This window comes from Pradoshia sp. Z6_59, assembly GCF_058267515.1.
The window spans coordinates 338,011-353,477 of record NZ_JBZCPP010000001.1; the positions used below are offsets into that span (position 1 = coordinate 338,011).

At 40.6% G+C, this 15,467-nt stretch carries 13 protein-coding genes; all 13 read left to right on the top strand.

The features are described from left to right. The first annotated feature begins 52 nt into the window (after positions 1-52). Entirely contained in the window at positions 53-2,194 is a 2,142-nt protein-coding gene (locus AC4D4B_RS01700) for a sigma 54-interacting transcriptional regulator (protein WP_490999004.1), read from the top strand. 91 nt (positions 2,195-2,285) lie between these two features. After that, positions 2,286-3,374 carry a CaiB/BaiF CoA transferase family protein gene (locus AC4D4B_RS01705; RefSeq protein ID WP_490999005.1) on the top strand — a complete coding sequence of 363 codons (1,089 nt, stop codon included), beginning with the start codon at positions 2,286-2,288 and terminating at the stop codon, positions 3,372-3,374. 264 nt (positions 3,375-3,638) lie between these two features. Continuing rightward, positions 3,639-4,775, top strand: coding sequence for an acyl-CoA dehydrogenase family protein (locus AC4D4B_RS01710; protein WP_490999006.1), 1,137 nt, complete (start codon positions 3,639-3,641; stop codon positions 4,773-4,775). Between the two features lie 13 nt (positions 4,776-4,788). Continuing rightward, positions 4,789-5,940, top strand: coding sequence for a thiolase family protein (locus AC4D4B_RS01715; protein WP_139891864.1), 1,152 nt, complete (start codon positions 4,789-4,791; stop codon positions 5,938-5,940). A gap of 48 nt (positions 5,941-5,988) precedes the next feature. Continuing rightward, positions 5,989-6,759 (top strand): 3-hydroxyacyl-CoA dehydrogenase, encoded by a 771-nt coding sequence (locus tag AC4D4B_RS01720; RefSeq protein ID WP_139891865.1) that lies wholly within the window; start codon positions 5,989-5,991, stop codon positions 6,757-6,759. A gap of 22 nt (positions 6,760-6,781) precedes the next feature. Next, positions 6,782-7,564, top strand: coding sequence for an enoyl-CoA hydratase/isomerase family protein (locus AC4D4B_RS01725; RefSeq protein ID WP_490999007.1), 783 nt, complete (start codon positions 6,782-6,784; stop codon positions 7,562-7,564). A gap of 47 nt (positions 7,565-7,611) precedes the next feature. After that, entirely contained in the window at positions 7,612-8,394 is a 783-nt protein-coding gene (locus AC4D4B_RS01730) for an enoyl-CoA hydratase/isomerase family protein (RefSeq protein WP_490999008.1), read from the top strand. Between the two features lie 150 nt (positions 8,395-8,544). Continuing rightward, positions 8,545-9,720: an acyl-CoA dehydrogenase family protein gene (locus AC4D4B_RS01735; RefSeq protein WP_490994315.1), complete on the top strand. Its 1,176-nt coding sequence runs from the start codon at positions 8,545-8,547 to the stop codon at positions 9,718-9,720. A 32-nt stretch (positions 9,721-9,752) separates the two neighbouring features. Further along, positions 9,753-10,946 carry a thiolase family protein gene (locus tag AC4D4B_RS01740; RefSeq protein WP_490999009.1) on the top strand — a complete coding sequence of 398 codons (1,194 nt, stop codon included), beginning with the start codon at positions 9,753-9,755 and terminating at the stop codon, positions 10,944-10,946. Positions 10,947-10,949: 3 nt separating this feature from the next. Continuing rightward, a complete protein-coding gene (locus AC4D4B_RS01745; RefSeq protein WP_490994317.1) occupies positions 10,950-12,233 on the top strand; it encodes an acetyl-CoA hydrolase/transferase family protein in 1,284 nt (427 codons plus the stop codon). A gap of 30 nt (positions 12,234-12,263) precedes the next feature. After that, positions 12,264-13,448 (top strand): acyl-CoA dehydrogenase family protein, encoded by a 1,185-nt coding sequence (locus AC4D4B_RS01750; protein WP_490999010.1) that lies wholly within the window; start codon positions 12,264-12,266, stop codon positions 13,446-13,448. A gap of 47 nt (positions 13,449-13,495) precedes the next feature. Continuing rightward, on the top strand, positions 13,496-14,680 hold the full coding sequence (locus AC4D4B_RS01755) for an acyl-CoA dehydrogenase family protein (RefSeq protein ID WP_490999011.1): 1,185 nt from the start codon (positions 13,496-13,498) through the stop codon (positions 14,678-14,680). A 174-nt stretch (positions 14,681-14,854) separates the two neighbouring features. After that, positions 14,855-15,427, top strand: coding sequence for a nucleotidyltransferase family protein (locus AC4D4B_RS01760; RefSeq protein ID WP_490994319.1), 573 nt, complete (start codon positions 14,855-14,857; stop codon positions 15,425-15,427). The last annotated feature ends 40 nt before the right edge of the window (positions 15,428-15,467 follow it).

Genomic DNA, 15,467 nt, shown 5'->3' on the forward strand with positions numbered 1-15,467 from the left:
TTTTGCCGATTTTTATTCCCTTCCTATATTTAGAGGAGTTTTACACGTATTTGTGGAAAACGTATATAGAATCTTAAAGGGGGAGAAAACTATAAAGCCCGTTAAAGAAATTATGAGTCCGCTCGAACATTGTTTATCACCAACGAACACATTGATGGAAGCGCTGTCAATCATGTATAAGCAAAAGTGGAATACGATTCCGGTGACAAACAGTTCTGGAAAACTTATTGGCGTATTTACAAGAAGTTCATTGTACCAAATGATTCTGACTGATGTTTCTAAAGATACGACTATCAGTGAGTATATCAAAAAAGATGTAGGAACGGTTTTGGAGGATATGAATGCTGAACTGTTGGAAAAACTAATATCCAAGAGCAGGGTTGGCACGGGGATTGTTGTGAACAAACAGGGTGCACCTGTAGGTATTTTTACAAAAACAAATGCGGTTATGAATTACGTGAGAGAAACGCAATTATTAAAAGAACAGCTTGAAAAAGTTTTACAAACATCCAATCTGGGAGCCATTATGACAGATGAAAAAAATCAAATAATCTTTGTGAATGAAAAAATCACTGACATGATTGGCATCCCTTATTCATCACTCATCAATGAAAACCTCGAGATTTATATCCCTCAATTAGATCAATTTTCCGAGAAAATGGAAGCTCATTTTCCAATGGTTTTTCAATCCGAACATTATATGGTACGTCTGTCGAAGTATGATTTAGAAAATGGTAAACAGGGGTATATCACGCTTTTTCAAAATGTATCTGAATTAGAGAATTTAACGAGAGAACTAAAATTTCAAAAGAAATGGAAAACACTTTTGCAATCTGTTATCCATAATGCTTATGATGGCCTTGTCATGATAAATGAAAAAGAAGAAGTTACTTTTATCAGCCCCTCGTTAATTGAGCTGTTTGATCTTTATGAACAGCAATTGGATATGAGGGAAATCGAATCGGTTTTACCACATCTTCATTTGCCGCATGTGATGAAAACGGGTGTAGCGGAAGTAAGTGAGTTTATGCAGGTTAAAGGAATAGACTATATCGTTCACCGTATACCCGTTTATCAGGATGAGCAAATTATCGGTGCCATTGGTAAAATCGTTTATCGCCAACTGCACGAAGTCCGTGAGTTATTCAAAAGTGCAGAGATAAATGATAGGAAGAATCTGAATCCTACCAAGCTTGAGAAATCAAGATTTACTTTTAATCAAATCCTGTCACACGATAAGCAAATGGATAAGCTTATGAGGAGTGGGATGAAAGCAGCCAAGGTAAAGACCACGGTATTAATTTTTGGGGAAAGCGGAACAGGTAAAGAGTTATTTGCCCATGCCATCCATAGTGCCAGTCCATTTGGAAAGGGTCCGTTTATTACGGTGAACTGCGCAGCTATACCAGAGCATTTATTGGAGTCAGAGTTTTTTGGATATGAAGAAGGCGCTTTTACAGGCGCTAAACATAAAGGGAAGATCGGCAAATTTGATATGGCTAATGGTGGCACACTTTTTCTCGATGAGATTGGGGATATGTCCTTACCCATTCAGGCCAAGCTGCTTCGTGTCCTGCAAGAAAGAGAGTTTTACAGAGTAGGCGGAACAGAACGGATCAGTGTAAATGTCCGAATCATTGCCGCTACCAATCGTCCCTTGGAAAAAATGGTTGCTGCCGGGGGATTTCGGGAGGATCTATTTTACCGGTTGAATGTCATATCCTTCGAGATTCCTCCTTTAAGGCGGAGAAAAAAGGATATTCTCCTCCTAAGCGAAGCTTTTATTAAAGAATTTAATAAACAAAACGGGACAAGTATTACAGGGTGGAACCCATTGTTCGAGAAAGCAATATTGGAGTATGATTGGCCTGGAAATATCCGGGAATTGCGGAATGTTTGGGAGAGAGCCATGATTTTTGCAGAGGATGGCAAAGTCGGCCTAGAGGACATTCCAGAATATATTCTGCAGAAAGTTGGCTATGATTTTTTCTTGAATGAAGAGGAGGAAGATGAAACACAGCCTTTATTAGCGAAAGCGGAGCAGATGGCCATACAAAAAGCATTGGAAATGTCAGGAGGGAATAAAAGTAAGGCCTGTCTTCTGCTTGGAATCAGCCGATCTGTATTGTATGACAAGCTAAAGAAGTATGATTGGTTACTGCCTGAATCTTCCCACTTAAAACAGCAGAAATGAAGGTGTTTGAAAATCAGACATTCTTTATGAATGGGATAAATTCTATATTTTAACAGGTTATGAATTAGGTGAATTTAAGGAGGAAGCGTACATGCTTAAGGGAATTAAAGTAGTTGATTTCACCCAAAACTTGCCCGGACCCTATGCAACCCTGCGGCTGGCAGATTTAGGAGCAGAAGTCATTAAAATAGAGCCTCCAACTGGAGATCATGCGCGTATGCCATTGGAGGATGATCAAAAAGAAAATTATCTTTTCCGGTGTATGAACCGAAATAAAAATAGCTTGGCCCTGGATTTGAAAAACGAAGCGGACAAAGAATTGGCGATTGAGTTGATCCGTAATTCAGACATTTTAATTGAAAGCTACCGTCCTGGTGTAATGGCTCGCTTAGGGCTTGGATACGAAGATATAAAAGTCCTGCAGCCATCGCTTATTTATTGCTCCTTATCCGGCTATGGTCAAAAAGGAACCATGCACCAACTAGGCAGCCATGATTTGAATTACATGGCTCTCAGCGGTGTATTAGCTCAGTTAAAGGATGGGAATGGCAGACCCATTCAACCGTCACTTACATTTGCTGATTTGATCGGTGGAACTTCAGCAACCGAAGCTATACTAGGTGCCCTCTTTCAAAGAGAACGATCAGGCAGTGGAAGCTATTTAGATATTGCTTTATTGGACACGACTGCTGCATTAATGAATTACCATGTGTTTATTGAATCAGCAACAGGCAGAAAAAACGGAATCCCTACTTTAAATGGTAATGTGATTTGTTATGGAATTTATGAAACCAAAGATCACAGGTATATGACGTTATGTGCGTTGGAGACAAAGTTTTGGCGGAATTTTTGCGCGGCAACAGGACAGGATGCATGGATAAATGCTCAATTTTCTAAGCCGACTAAGCAAAATGAAGTTTATCAGGAAATAGTTCAATTGTTTGCAAGTAAAACATTCGAGGAATGGATTCATTTCTCTATGGAAGTGGATTGCTGCATGGCGCCTGTCCTTGAAGCCGATGAGCTAAGCGAACATATCTATATGAAGGACAGAAATCTAATTCACGAGAAAGATTCATATCGATATATGGTGACTGGATTTCAATCAGGAGCATTTTCAAATGAAATAATCGGTACCTATCCAAAGCTTGGCCAGCATAATCGAACCTATCAAAAATAAACGCTAGTAAACTGCTGTGTATGAATACCGGCAGTTTTTTCTTTATAGATTGATAATTAGCGTATTTTGCTAGGTGCCGTTTAAACCAACCTGCTACAGCAAGCGACAATGGACGAAACGAGACACTAATGAATGGGAAGGTGTACAGATTTCATACAACCAATCTCACAATCTGGCGGAATACCCATTTAATAATTTGGCATGATAATTGCATGTATATAGGGTGTACAGATATAAGACTATGAATAGAAAGGGAGTACAAATATGACCGGTTATTTAAAGGAAGAGCATCGTATTTTTCGTGAATCAGTTCGGAAATTTCTAGATAAGGAAGTGATTCCTTACTATCTTGATTGGGAGAAGGAGAAAAGCACACCTAGAGATTTGTGGAAAAAGTTAGGAGACCAAGGGTTTCTTGTACCGTGGGCAGATGAAAAATATGGTGGGTTTAATGCAGATTTTGCCTATTCAGTCATTCTTGCTGAGGAGTTTGAAAGAGTCGGAAGCGGAATCGGAGGATGTGTTTTACATAATGATATTGTTGTTCCATATTTATATGAATTCGGTACAGAAGAACAAAAACAAAGATGGATTCCAAAGTGCATTACGGGTGAATATTCAACGGCTATTGCAATGACTGAGCCGGGAACGGGATCAGATTTAGGGAATTTGCAGACAAGAGCTGTTAGAGATGGGGATCACTATATTATTAATGGGCAAAAAACGTTTATATCAAATGGACTCAGGTCCGGCCTGACCATTGTTGCCTGTAAAACAAATCCAGAGGCAGGACATAAAGGAATCAGTCTGATTGTAGTTGAAAAAGAAACACCCGGATTTATACGCGGCAAAAAGCTGAATAAGATTGGTCAGCTTGCGGGTGAAACGACTGAGTTAATTTTCGAGGATGCAAGAGTACCGATAAGCAATTTATTAGGAGAAGAAAATAAAGGATTCTATTATTTGATGGCCAAGCTTCAGCAGGAGAGGTTAATGTGTGCGATTCAGGCCTTAGCAGCAGCAGAGGAATCATTGAAAATCACGATTGATTATGTCAAACAGCGGACAGCCTTTGGTAAATCAATCAGTGAATTTCAAAATACACAATTTAAAATAGCTGAAATGGCGACCGAAGTGGAGATAGGTCGCACATTTATCGACGATTTAATTGTGAGGCATATGGAGAGACAGGATATTGTCACCGAGGTGAGCATGGCCAAATGGTGGATAACCGATATGGCAAAGAGGTTGGTCAGCCAATGTATGCAATTGCACGGTGGTTACGGTTTTATGGAAGAATATGCGATTGCGAGAAGATACCGAGATATAGCGGTCACCTCGATATATGCAGGTACAAATGAAATTATGAAGCAAATAATCGCTAAGAAAATTGGATTATAAGGGGGAGAGTTATATGAGGGAGGCCGTAATTGTTGAAGCAGTCAGAACACCGGTAGGAAAGCGTAATGGAGTATTGAGCTCCATCCGCCCGGATGATTTGCTCGCAAACGTTTTAAAAGAAGTAGTAAACAGGGCAGGTGTTTCTTCTGATTTGATTGAGGATGTCATTATTGGGTGTGTATCCCAAGTGGAAGAACAAGGGTTAAATATTGCACGTTCAGCTGCCTTGATGGCTGATTTCCCCATTAAAGTACCTGGCACGACGATTGATCGACAATGCGGTTCCAGTCAACAAGCGGTTCATTTTGCCGCACAAGCCATTTTGAGTGGAGATATGGATATCGTTATAGCGGGTGGAGTGGAGAGTATGTCACGAGTGCCGATGGGTTCAACAAGAAAGCATTCACAGCCTAGTGAACAGCTGTCTTCCCGTTATGAATTAATCAATCAAGGACTATCAGCAGAAAGAATTGCTGAGAAATGGGGCTTTAGCCGCAATCAACTTGATGAATTTTCTCTATTGAGTCATCAGAGAGCTATTCAAGCCCAAAATGAGGGGCGCTTTGATCGTGAAATCGTGCCAGTGGAAGTATTGGATGATTTGGGAGCAAAGACTTTAGTTACACAGGATGAAGGCCCACGTCGGGGAACGTCTCTTGAAAAGCTGGCCACTTTGCCTACAGTTTTTAGAGAAAATGGTGTGATACACGCTGGGAATGCCAGTCAAATGAGTGACGGAGCTGCAGCCCTGTTAATCATGTCTAAGGAGAAGGCGTTGGAATTAGGCTTAAAACCAAGATTTTCGATAATTGCCCGAACGATTGTAGGATCCGATCCAACCCTGATGTTAACTGGACCGATCGAGGCGACGAGAATGGCACTTGATAGAGCAGGACTGACGATACAGGATATGGATTTATATGAAGTCAATGAAGCCTTTGCACCAGTTCCGCTCTGTTGGAAGGAAGAACTTGAAGCAAGCATGAATAAGTTAAATGTAAACGGAGGAGCGATTGCACTCGGTCATCCTCTTGGTGCAAGTGGGGCAAGGGTCATGGTTACTTTAATGCATGAACTCGAAAGAACGGGTGGACGATATGGATTACAGGCTATTTGCGAGGGTGCCGGTATGGCCAATGCAACGATTATCAAACGAATTGAATAGAACAATCAAACAGGTATGATTGAAAACTAAAAAATGGAGGTTGGTTGTATGAAGATGCAAAATATAATTGCTGTTGTAACAGGTGGAGCTTCGGGTCTGGGAGAGGCTACAGTCAAGAATATTGTGGAAAATGGCGGGAAAGTAACGATTATCGATCGCTCGGAAGATAAAGGGCTGGCATTAGCCGAATCACTCGGTCATGAAAATGTGATCTTTGTAAAAGCGGATGTAACCAGTGAGGATGAGATTCGGACTGCCATTGAGAAAAGTGTTGAAACGTTTGGGAAAATCAATACGGTCGTCAATTGTGCAGGGATTGGAGTAGGTGAAAAAGTCGTCTCTAAGGATAAAGTTCATGATCTTGGCAGATTTAAAAAAGTGATTGAGGTCAATTTGGTTGGGACATTTAATGTAATTCGTCTGGCTGCAGAACAAATGATTAAGAATGAACCTAATGAAGAAGGGGAAAGAGGTGTTGTCATTAATACAGCTTCAGTAGCAGCTTTTGATGGACAAATTGGCCAAGCAGCCTATAGTGCTTCAAAGGGTGGAATTGTTGGCATGACCTTGCCGTTGGCAAGAGATTTAGCGAGAAGCGGAGTTCGTGTTATGACGATTGCTCCGGGCTTGATTGACACACCTTTGTTTGGGGGATTACCAGAGCAGGCCAGGAGTGCCCTCGGTGCGATGGTACCATTCCCGCCAAGGCTCGGATATCCCTCAGAATATGCCATGCTCGTCAAAAGTATTATTGAAAATCCAATGCTGAATGGAGAAACAATTCGCCTGGATGGGGCAATTCGTATGCAGCCAAAATAATAGATTAAGAGGAGGCAGTGCTATGTATTCATTGCTGCGTGTTGAAAAAGAGAATAATGTCGCAACGGTCGTCATTAATAATCCACCGATGAATGTTTTGAGTGAACTACTGGCAAGTGAGCTTTGTGATGCCTTTACTGAACTGAGAGATGACAATTCAGTGGTTACGGTTATTTTAACAGGGGAAGGTGACCGGGCATTTATGGCGGGAGCAGATATTAAGGAGTTCCCCAACATGATTAACCAAAGCACGGAGGCCAGAAAACAGCCCAGTAAGAAAAATGAGGTTTTTCGATTGATATCCGATTTTCCGAAGCCTACTATTGCCTATTTAAATGGAATAACACTGGGTGGTGGATTTGAACTTGCACTTGTCTGTGATCTTCGTATTGCCAAGGAGACGGCCCAACTTGGCTTGCCTGAAGTGAAGCTCGGCCTATTTCCAGGTGGAGGGGGAACGCAAAGGCTGCCCCGTTTAATCGGTTCAGCTAAAGCAAAAGAGCTGATGTTTACAGGCGATTCGATAACGGCTAAAGAAGCGCTTCAGCTCGGGATCATTAATCAAATTGCTACAGATGAAGAAGGGATTGAAGCTGCCCGCAAACTGGCCCGGAAAATCAGCAGGCATTCTCTTCAGGCTTTAAGAAGAATCAAGCAGGCAGTCAATGAGGGGGCAGATCATCAATTACAGGATGGGCTCGAATTGGAATCAAACCTGTTCCAGGAAATCTTTACAACAGAGGATATGAAAGAGGGAGTAACTGCATTCCTTGAAAAACGCCGTCCGGTATTTACTCATCAATAAGCATGTAAGTGTTTGCTATTGGGAAGAAGTCTGGGGGAATCATCTGTATGAAGTATGTTGAATGGAAACGGGTCGGTGTGGAGGGGCATATAGCCGAAATACGATTAAACAGACCTAAAGCGCTTAATGCCTTTGATACAGAGATGGCTAAAGAAATCCTTGCGGTTACTCAAATTATTTCTGAAAGTGATGCAAGGGTGGTTTTAATCACATCGTCCAATAAGAAAGCTTTTTGTACCGGTGCAGATTTGAAGGAGCGCAACGAGCTGAATGAGGAAGAGTGGAAAAATCAGCACCAGCTATTTCGGGAAATGTTCACTGCTATAGCATCTCTTAAGCAACCGGTTATCGCGGTAGTGGATGGGTATGCTTTGGCTGGAGGATTTGAACTCGTTTTGAATTGTGATTTTTTAATTGCAGCAGATACGGCACAGTTTGGATTGCCGGAAGTGACGCGTGGAATTATGCCTGGGTGTGGCGGAACGAGATTGCTATCAAAGCGAATACCGGTTCACCGTGCAAAGGAATGGATATGTACAGGACGGATTGTGTCGGCTTTAGAAGCGGAAAAGGATGGATTATTGAACAGGATGACCAGTTCTGCTGAATTATATGAATCAGCATTCGAATTTGCTGGGGGTATTGCCCGTAATGCCCCTATAGCTGTCCAGCAAGCAAAAGCAGCAATAGATTCCTTGTCTGTATTAAAGAATAATGAAGCAAAAATTGTAGAACAAGAGTACTATAACCGATGTTTATCAACCTCGGATCGACTTGAGGGAGTAAGGGCATTCGTCGAGAAACGGTCCCCTAAGTTCATCGGTAAATAAAATCAGGAGAGCCTGTCATTATTCAAAAATGATTCCGGGAGGCTCTCTTTAAGCAAAGATTAATAAATTATATAAATAGGAGCACTTATTCTAAATTTTTCTCTTGGTTAGGCGTGTTAAGTAAACAATAGGTGATTGGAGGTGAGTTAAGTGAAATCTGTTCCCCTGGAAGAAACAGTCCAATTTAATAAAGAGCTGCGTCACAGTGTACGAAGAGTATGTCAACGATTCTCCGGCTCTTATTGGAGAGAGCTAGACATGAAAAATGCATACCCTGAAGAGTTTGTAAATGAAATAACGAGAAATGGTTTTCTATCAGCTTTGATCCCAGAAGAGTATGGTGGTTCTGGATTAGGGATTGCGGAAGCCTCTATTATTCTTGAAGAAATTAACCGAAGCGGAGGCAACGCTGGTGCCTGTCACGCTCAAATGTACATAATGGGGACGTTAGCCCGGCATGGAAACCAGCAACAAAAGTCAAACTATTTACCTCGTATTGCTGACGGTACATTACGATTGCAGGCTTTTGGAGTCACAGAACCAACGACAGGTACCGATACGACTAAATTACAGACTTTTGCAGAAAGAAGAGGAAATTATTATATCGTGAATGGCCAGAAAGTATTTATTTCAAGAACAGAGCATTCTGATTTAATGATGTTGCTAGTGAGGACTACACCGGTCAGTCAAATTAAGAAAAAAACGGAAGGTTTATCTGTCCTGCTTGTTGATTTGAGGGAGGCAATAAACAATGGTATTACCATCCGTCCCATTCAGACGATGATGAACCATTCTACGACTGAATTATTTATTGAAAATTTAAAGGTACCAGCCGAAAATTTGATTGGTGAAGAAGGAAAAGGTTTTTCCTATATTTTAGATGGTATGAATGCAGAACGAATATTAATTGCCGCTGAATGTATAGGGGATGGACGATGGTTTATAGAGAAAGCAACTCAATATGCAAACGAAAGAGTCGTTTTTGATCGGCAAATTGGGAAAAATCAAGGAATTCAATTTCCATTGGCGAAGGCACATATTCAAATAGAAGCAGCGGACTTAATGCGTAAGGAGGCATCAAGACTATTTGATTCAGGCATAAAATGTGGGGCTGAGGCGAATATGTCGAAATTGCTTGCCGCTGAAGCGTCGTGGGATGCTGCTAATACAGCACTGCAAACCTTTGGAGGATATGGTTTTGCATCTGAATATGATGTAGAGAGGAAATTCAGAGAAACACGCCTTTATCAAGTGGCACCAATTTCAACTAATATGATTCTTTCTTATGTAGCGGAGCATGTCTTAGGTTTGCCTAAGTCTTACTAGTATGAAACTCAAGGTTGATGGGAGGATGTAGTATGAGAAATGCGGTGATTGTTGAGGCTGTTCGGACGGCGGTTGGAAGGATAGGCGGATCGTTAAAAAATGAGGAAGTGGATTTTCTTGCTGCTGCCACCATGAACGGATTGATTGAACGCACAGGAGTCCAGAAAGATGAGATTGATGAAGTCATTATCGGCCAGGCGAAACAAAGCACAGATCAGCCTAACCTGGCTAGATTGGCATTATTACGTGCCGGACTTGCAATCGAAACGCCGGGTTATACGGTCCATCGCCAATGCGGATCAGGAGTGCAGGCTATTCATAATGGTGTCCAGCAAATCATGTGCGGCTTATCGGACATAGTAATTGCCGGAGGGGCTGAAAGTATGAGTCAGGCACCATTCTATTTACGTAATGCTCGTTATGGGTTTGGCACTGGTAATACGAAAATACTTGATTCCAATACGGAAAGTCAGCCACGTGCACAACCAATCGAGACATACGGTCATTTAACCATGGGGATGACAGCAGAAAACCTTGCCGAAAAATATTCAATCACCAGAGAAGAGCAGGATGAATATGCACTTTTAAGTCAAGAAAAGGCTGAACGTGCTATTTCTTCTGGTCTATTTAATGATCAAATCATTCCATATCAGATAAAGACGAAGAAAGGGACAGAAATATTTAAAGTGGATGAACATCCAAGAAAAACGAGTATGGAGCAATTGGCGCGGCTTAACCCTGTTTTTAAAGAAAATGGAACTGTAACGGCAGGGAATTCAAGCGGTAGGAATGATGGAGCAGGGTTGGTTATGCTGATGGCAGAAGAAACAGCTATTCAAAAGGGCTATAAACGTAAAGCAAAAATCATTGCTCAGGCAGTTGCCGGTGTTTCTCCAGATATTATGGGAATCGGTCCTGCACCAGCTACGAGAAAAGCACTGAAGCTAGCCGGGTTGAAGTTAGAGGATATAGGACTGATAGAATTAAACGAAGCATTCGCTGCTCAAACCTTAGCTGTGATTAAAGAATTGGATTTGGATACGAAACGATTGAATGTAAATGGCGGAGCGATTGCGCTTGGCCATCCAATCGGAGGGACTGGAGGTATTTTAATGACCAAGCTTATTCATGAAATGGAGCGCAGGGGAGAAAAATATGGATTGGTCACCTTTTGCATTGGGGGAGGCTTAGGAATATCCTCCATTGTTGAGAATCTGCAGGTTTAGGCCATGCAAGAGAAGAAAGGGTTGGATCTTTACCGTTCACGTACCGTCACTGCAAAAGAGGCAATCTCTCTTATAGACTCCTCTTACAATGTATTTTTGGCACCTTTTTGTAATGAACCGCAACAGCTGGTAAAGGAACTTATTCGGCAAAAGGAACGGTTTTGTTTATTAAATTTATACACTTGTATTGTTGGGAGTCCCTGCTTGTATGCTGAATCGGAGAGGAATCCTCATTTTTTTATCAGGACATTCCTTGGATCCTCATTATTAAAGGGGGTTTTTCATGCAGGAAATGGTGATTATATACCTTTGAATTTATCCGAATTACCGGCATGGGTGGAAACAAATAAAATTGATTTTGCCATGATTCAGGTTACTCCTCCCAATCAAGATGGTTATTGTAATCTGGGAATCTCAGTCGATATTATCCATTCACTTAGTAAACATGCTGGTAAAGTCATTGCTCAGGTCAATAGCAATCTTCCCAGGACATTTGGGGATTCAGAAATTCATGTATCAGAGATTGATTATTTTGTTGAATCAAATGATAGTTTATTGACGATTTCATCTGGAATTCCAAACAAAATAGAAGAGGCAATCGGTAAAAATGTTGCACAATTAATCCCTGATTATGCAACGATTCAAGTTGGGATAGGTAAAATTGCAGATGCCGTTCTTTTGGCCCTTAAGGAAAAGAAGGGATTGGGTGTTCATTCCGGTACTATAACAGACGGTGTCATGGAAATGATGAAGCGAGGAGTTATTACTAATGAAAGAAAAGAAGTGATGACTGGTAAAACGGTTTGTACCACTTTAACTGGAAGTCAGCAGTTATATAGATTCGCCAACCTCAATAAGGATATTTGCTTATACCCAACAGATTTTACACATAATAGCTTACAAATTTCAAAGATTACGGATTTCTATTCAATTAACTCAGCTTTGGAAGTCGATTTGACAGGACAAATAAATGCTGAGCAAATTGGCAATTATCCATTAGCTGGAGTTGGCGGCCAAATGGATTTTATTCGTGGGGCCAGACTTTCAAAAGGTGGAAAAGCTATTATTGCCCTTCCAGCGACTGCAATGGGAGGTACTAGGTCGAGAATAAAAAATACTGTATCTTCTGTTACATCCTTAAAATCAGAGATTGATTATATTGTGACAGAGTACGGAATTGCTTCCTTGTTTGGCAAATCACTTAAAGAACGAAGACAGCAAATGCTGAACATCGTACACCCGAATTTCAGAGAAAGTTTAAGTGCTAATCTTACATCACAGTTGTAGCAATAATCTTTTTTACATGGAGGGGTTTAGGTGTCAATCAAGGTGAAACAGGATCAGATAAAAAGGGCAAGACGGCCATTTTTTACTGATGAACATGAAATGTTCAGGAAATCACTCGTGAGTTTTTTACAAAAAGAAGCTGTTCCCTATTTTGAAACATGGGAAGAGGAGAGATTGATCCCTCGATCCTTTTGGGAGAAGATGGGTGAACAAGGCTTCATTTGTCCGTGGGTCAGTGTGGAGTATGGCGGAATGGGTACTGATTTTGGCTTTGCTATTATTTTAAGTGAAGAATTAGCAAGAATAGGAGCTGGTTTGACGGGCATAGGAACTCACAGCAATATCATTGTTCCTTATTTACATACATTTGGCAATGAGGAACAAAAGCATAGATTTTTGAAAAAATGCGTTAAAGGGGAACTGATTACTTCGATTGCAATGACAGAACCAGGGGCTGGATCTGATTTGGCAAACATCCAAACGACGGCTATCCGTAAAGGTAATCAGTATATATTAAATGGTCAGAAAACATTTATTACAAATGGAATCCATTCTGATTTGATTATTGTTGCCTGTAAAACGAATCCAAAAGCTGAACCAAGACATAAAGGGATCAGTCTTATATTAGTTGAACGAGATACCCCAGGGTTTACGCGTGGGAGGAAGTTAAATAAGGTGGGAATGCACAGCCAGGATACGAGTGAGCTAATATTTGAAGATTGTATAGTGCCAGTCTCAAATCGATTGGGAGAAGAAGGAAAAGGCTTCCGCTATATGATGATGAATCTTCAGGAGGAACGGCTCTTATGCGCAACAAATGCGGTCGTGGCTGCTGAAGATATGCTGCAAATAACCATCCAATATGTAAAAGATAGAAATGCCTTTGGGAAACCAATCAGTCAATTTCAGAACACTCAATTTACGCTGGCCGAAATTGCTACTGAAATAAGACTTGGCCGGACTTTTGTCGATGATTTAATCAAAAAACATATCGATGGAAAAGAAATTGTGAAGGAAGTAAGTATGGCTAAATGGTGGACGACAGAGATGGCAAAACGTGTCTCCACCCAATGTATGCAGCTTCATGGCGGTTATGGCTATATGGAGGAATACAAAATTTCCAGACGGTACAGAGATATACCTGTTACATCCATTTTTGCGGGCTCCAATGAAATTATGAAGGTCATTATCTCTAAACAACTGGGACTCAGCTGAAAAAAGCATGATATACCAAATTAAAAAGAAGAGGGGAGAGAACGAGTATGGACTTTACCTTATCAGAAGAAACGGTAGAAATGAAAAAGATGATCAAACAATTCATTGATGAAACGGTCGATCCGAAAGCAGACTACATCGAGAAAAATGATTATATACCTGAGGATATCATGCAGCTAAGCAGGGATATGGGTCTATTTGGTTTGAGTATCCCGGAAGACTATGGCGGACTTGGCCTTGATATGGTTGGCAAATGTGCCATATATGAGGAGCTAGGCCGTACGCATAATGGCTATACGACCATCATTGGAGCACATACGGGTATTGGCTCTGTTGGGATAGTTGAGATGGGAAATGATAAGCAGAAGCAAAAATATTTACCCAAAATGGCAACTGGTGAATTAATTGGTGCATTTGCTTTAACAGAGCCTGAAGCTGGCTCAAATGCAGCTGCGATTAGAACAAGAGCCGTTCGAAAAGGAGACAGCTATCTTCTAAATGGAACCAAGCACTATATAACTAATGCATCCATTGCCGGGTTATTTACCGTGATGGCTGTAACTAATCCGGATGCAGGTCCTAAAGGAATTACCTCCTTTTTGATAGAAAAGGGTACAAAAGGAATGATTATTGGGAAAAAGGAAGAAAAAATGGGCTTGCGAGGCTCTCATTCTTTCGAAATCTTTTTTGAAGATTGCGAGGTTCCCTCAGATAATATTCTTGGACAAGAGGGAATGGGATACGTGAATGCTCTTAAGATTCTAGCTAATGGCCGCGTTGGTCTGGCTGCGAGGAATCTGGGATCCTGTCAAAAATTATTGGAATTATCGGTCCAATATGCATTTGAACGGAACCAATTCGGGAAGCCGATTTTTGAACAGCAAATTATCCAGCACTATTTGGCTGATATGGCCTTGGACATTGAATCGCTCCGTGCATTAACCTATAAGGTTGCCTGGATGGTGGACCAAGGAAAGAATGTTATTAAAGAAGCGGCTATGTCTAAACTACAGGGTTCAGAAATATTTAATCGAGTAGCTGATAAAGCCGTTCAGATTCATGGGGGCTTAGGATATATGAAAGGATATCCAATCGAGCGATTTTATCGTGATGCAAGAATCACCAAGATTTATGAAGGTACATCTGAAATCCAGAAAAATATTATTGCTGCACAAATAAAGAGAGATTTCTATAAGCATTCACAGATGATATATATACATAATTCTTATTAAGACAGACAGGCATTGATATCGAAAATAAAAATGGGCAGGATTCCAACGGATGAGAGGAATCTATTTTTTTGCGTGGAGGTGTTTTAAAACAGTATAAATTATTACGGTAAACTGGCTAGAGATTTGTTAAAATTGGAATATATGTTCGATTGTGGAAGGTGGGGTCGTTTTAAGATGTTAAAGAATGAAGAGGATGTTATTAGGCTAATTCAAAACGATGAAAAAATGATGGAGATTATAAAGGCTGCGAGCACTTTAAATTTACCTGATTGGTGGATATGTGCAGGATTTATCCGTTCAAAAATCTGGGATACTTTGCACGGATTTAATGATCGTACTGAAACACCGGATGTTGATGTTATCTATTTTGATAAATCAATAATTAATGAGGATATCGAAAAAGAATTTGAGAATAAATTGATTAGTATTATGCCAGATATACCTTGGTCTGTGAAAAATGAAGCTAGAATGCATATGATTAATAACTCATCTCCCTATACCTCTTCGCAGGATGCCATTTCAAAATTCCCTGAAACGGCGACAGCTCTAGGCATAAAGATAGATAGTGAGAATAATCTAATTCTTTTTGCTCCTCATGGATTAGATGATGTTATCAATTTAGAAGTGAAGCCAACTCCTTATTTTCGCGGGTCAAAAGACTTGGCTGTTATTTATAAGGAGCGAGTTTCAAAAAAGAATTGGAAGTCTATTTGGCATAAGGTTGAAGTTCAAAATGTATCTGATTAAGAATGATCGACTCTCATTTACTTTCCCTCTTTTTATTAGT

Excerpts from the sequence above, each read along its gene's own strand:
- AC4D4B_RS01705 (WP_490999005.1), top strand. The coding sequence starts at position 2,286 with ATGCTTAAGGGAATTAAAGTAGTTGATTTCACCCAAAACTTGCCCGGA.
- AC4D4B_RS01710 (WP_490999006.1), top strand. The coding sequence starts at position 3,639 with ATGACCGGTTATTTAAAGGAAGAGCATCGTATTTTTCGTGAATCAGTT.
- AC4D4B_RS01715 (WP_139891864.1), top strand. The coding sequence starts at position 4,789 with ATGAGGGAGGCCGTAATTGTTGAAGCAGTCAGAACACCGGTAGGAAAG.
- AC4D4B_RS01720 (WP_139891865.1), top strand. The coding sequence starts at position 5,989 with ATGAAGATGCAAAATATAATTGCTGTTGTAACAGGTGGAGCTTCGGGT.
- AC4D4B_RS01725 (WP_490999007.1), top strand. The coding sequence starts at position 6,782 with ATGTATTCATTGCTGCGTGTTGAAAAAGAGAATAATGTCGCAACGGTC.
- AC4D4B_RS01730 (WP_490999008.1), top strand. The coding sequence starts at position 7,612 with ATGAAGTATGTTGAATGGAAACGGGTCGGTGTGGAGGGGCATATAGCC.
- AC4D4B_RS01740 (WP_490999009.1), top strand. The coding sequence starts at position 9,753 with ATGAGAAATGCGGTGATTGTTGAGGCTGTTCGGACGGCGGTTGGAAGG.
- AC4D4B_RS01745 (WP_490994317.1), top strand. The coding sequence starts at position 10,950 with ATGCAAGAGAAGAAAGGGTTGGATCTTTACCGTTCACGTACCGTCACT.
- AC4D4B_RS01755 (WP_490999011.1), top strand. The coding sequence starts at position 13,496 with ATGGACTTTACCTTATCAGAAGAAACGGTAGAAATGAAAAAGATGATC.
- AC4D4B_RS01760 (WP_490994319.1), top strand. The coding sequence starts at position 14,855 with ATGTTAAAGAATGAAGAGGATGTTATTAGGCTAATTCAAAACGATGAA.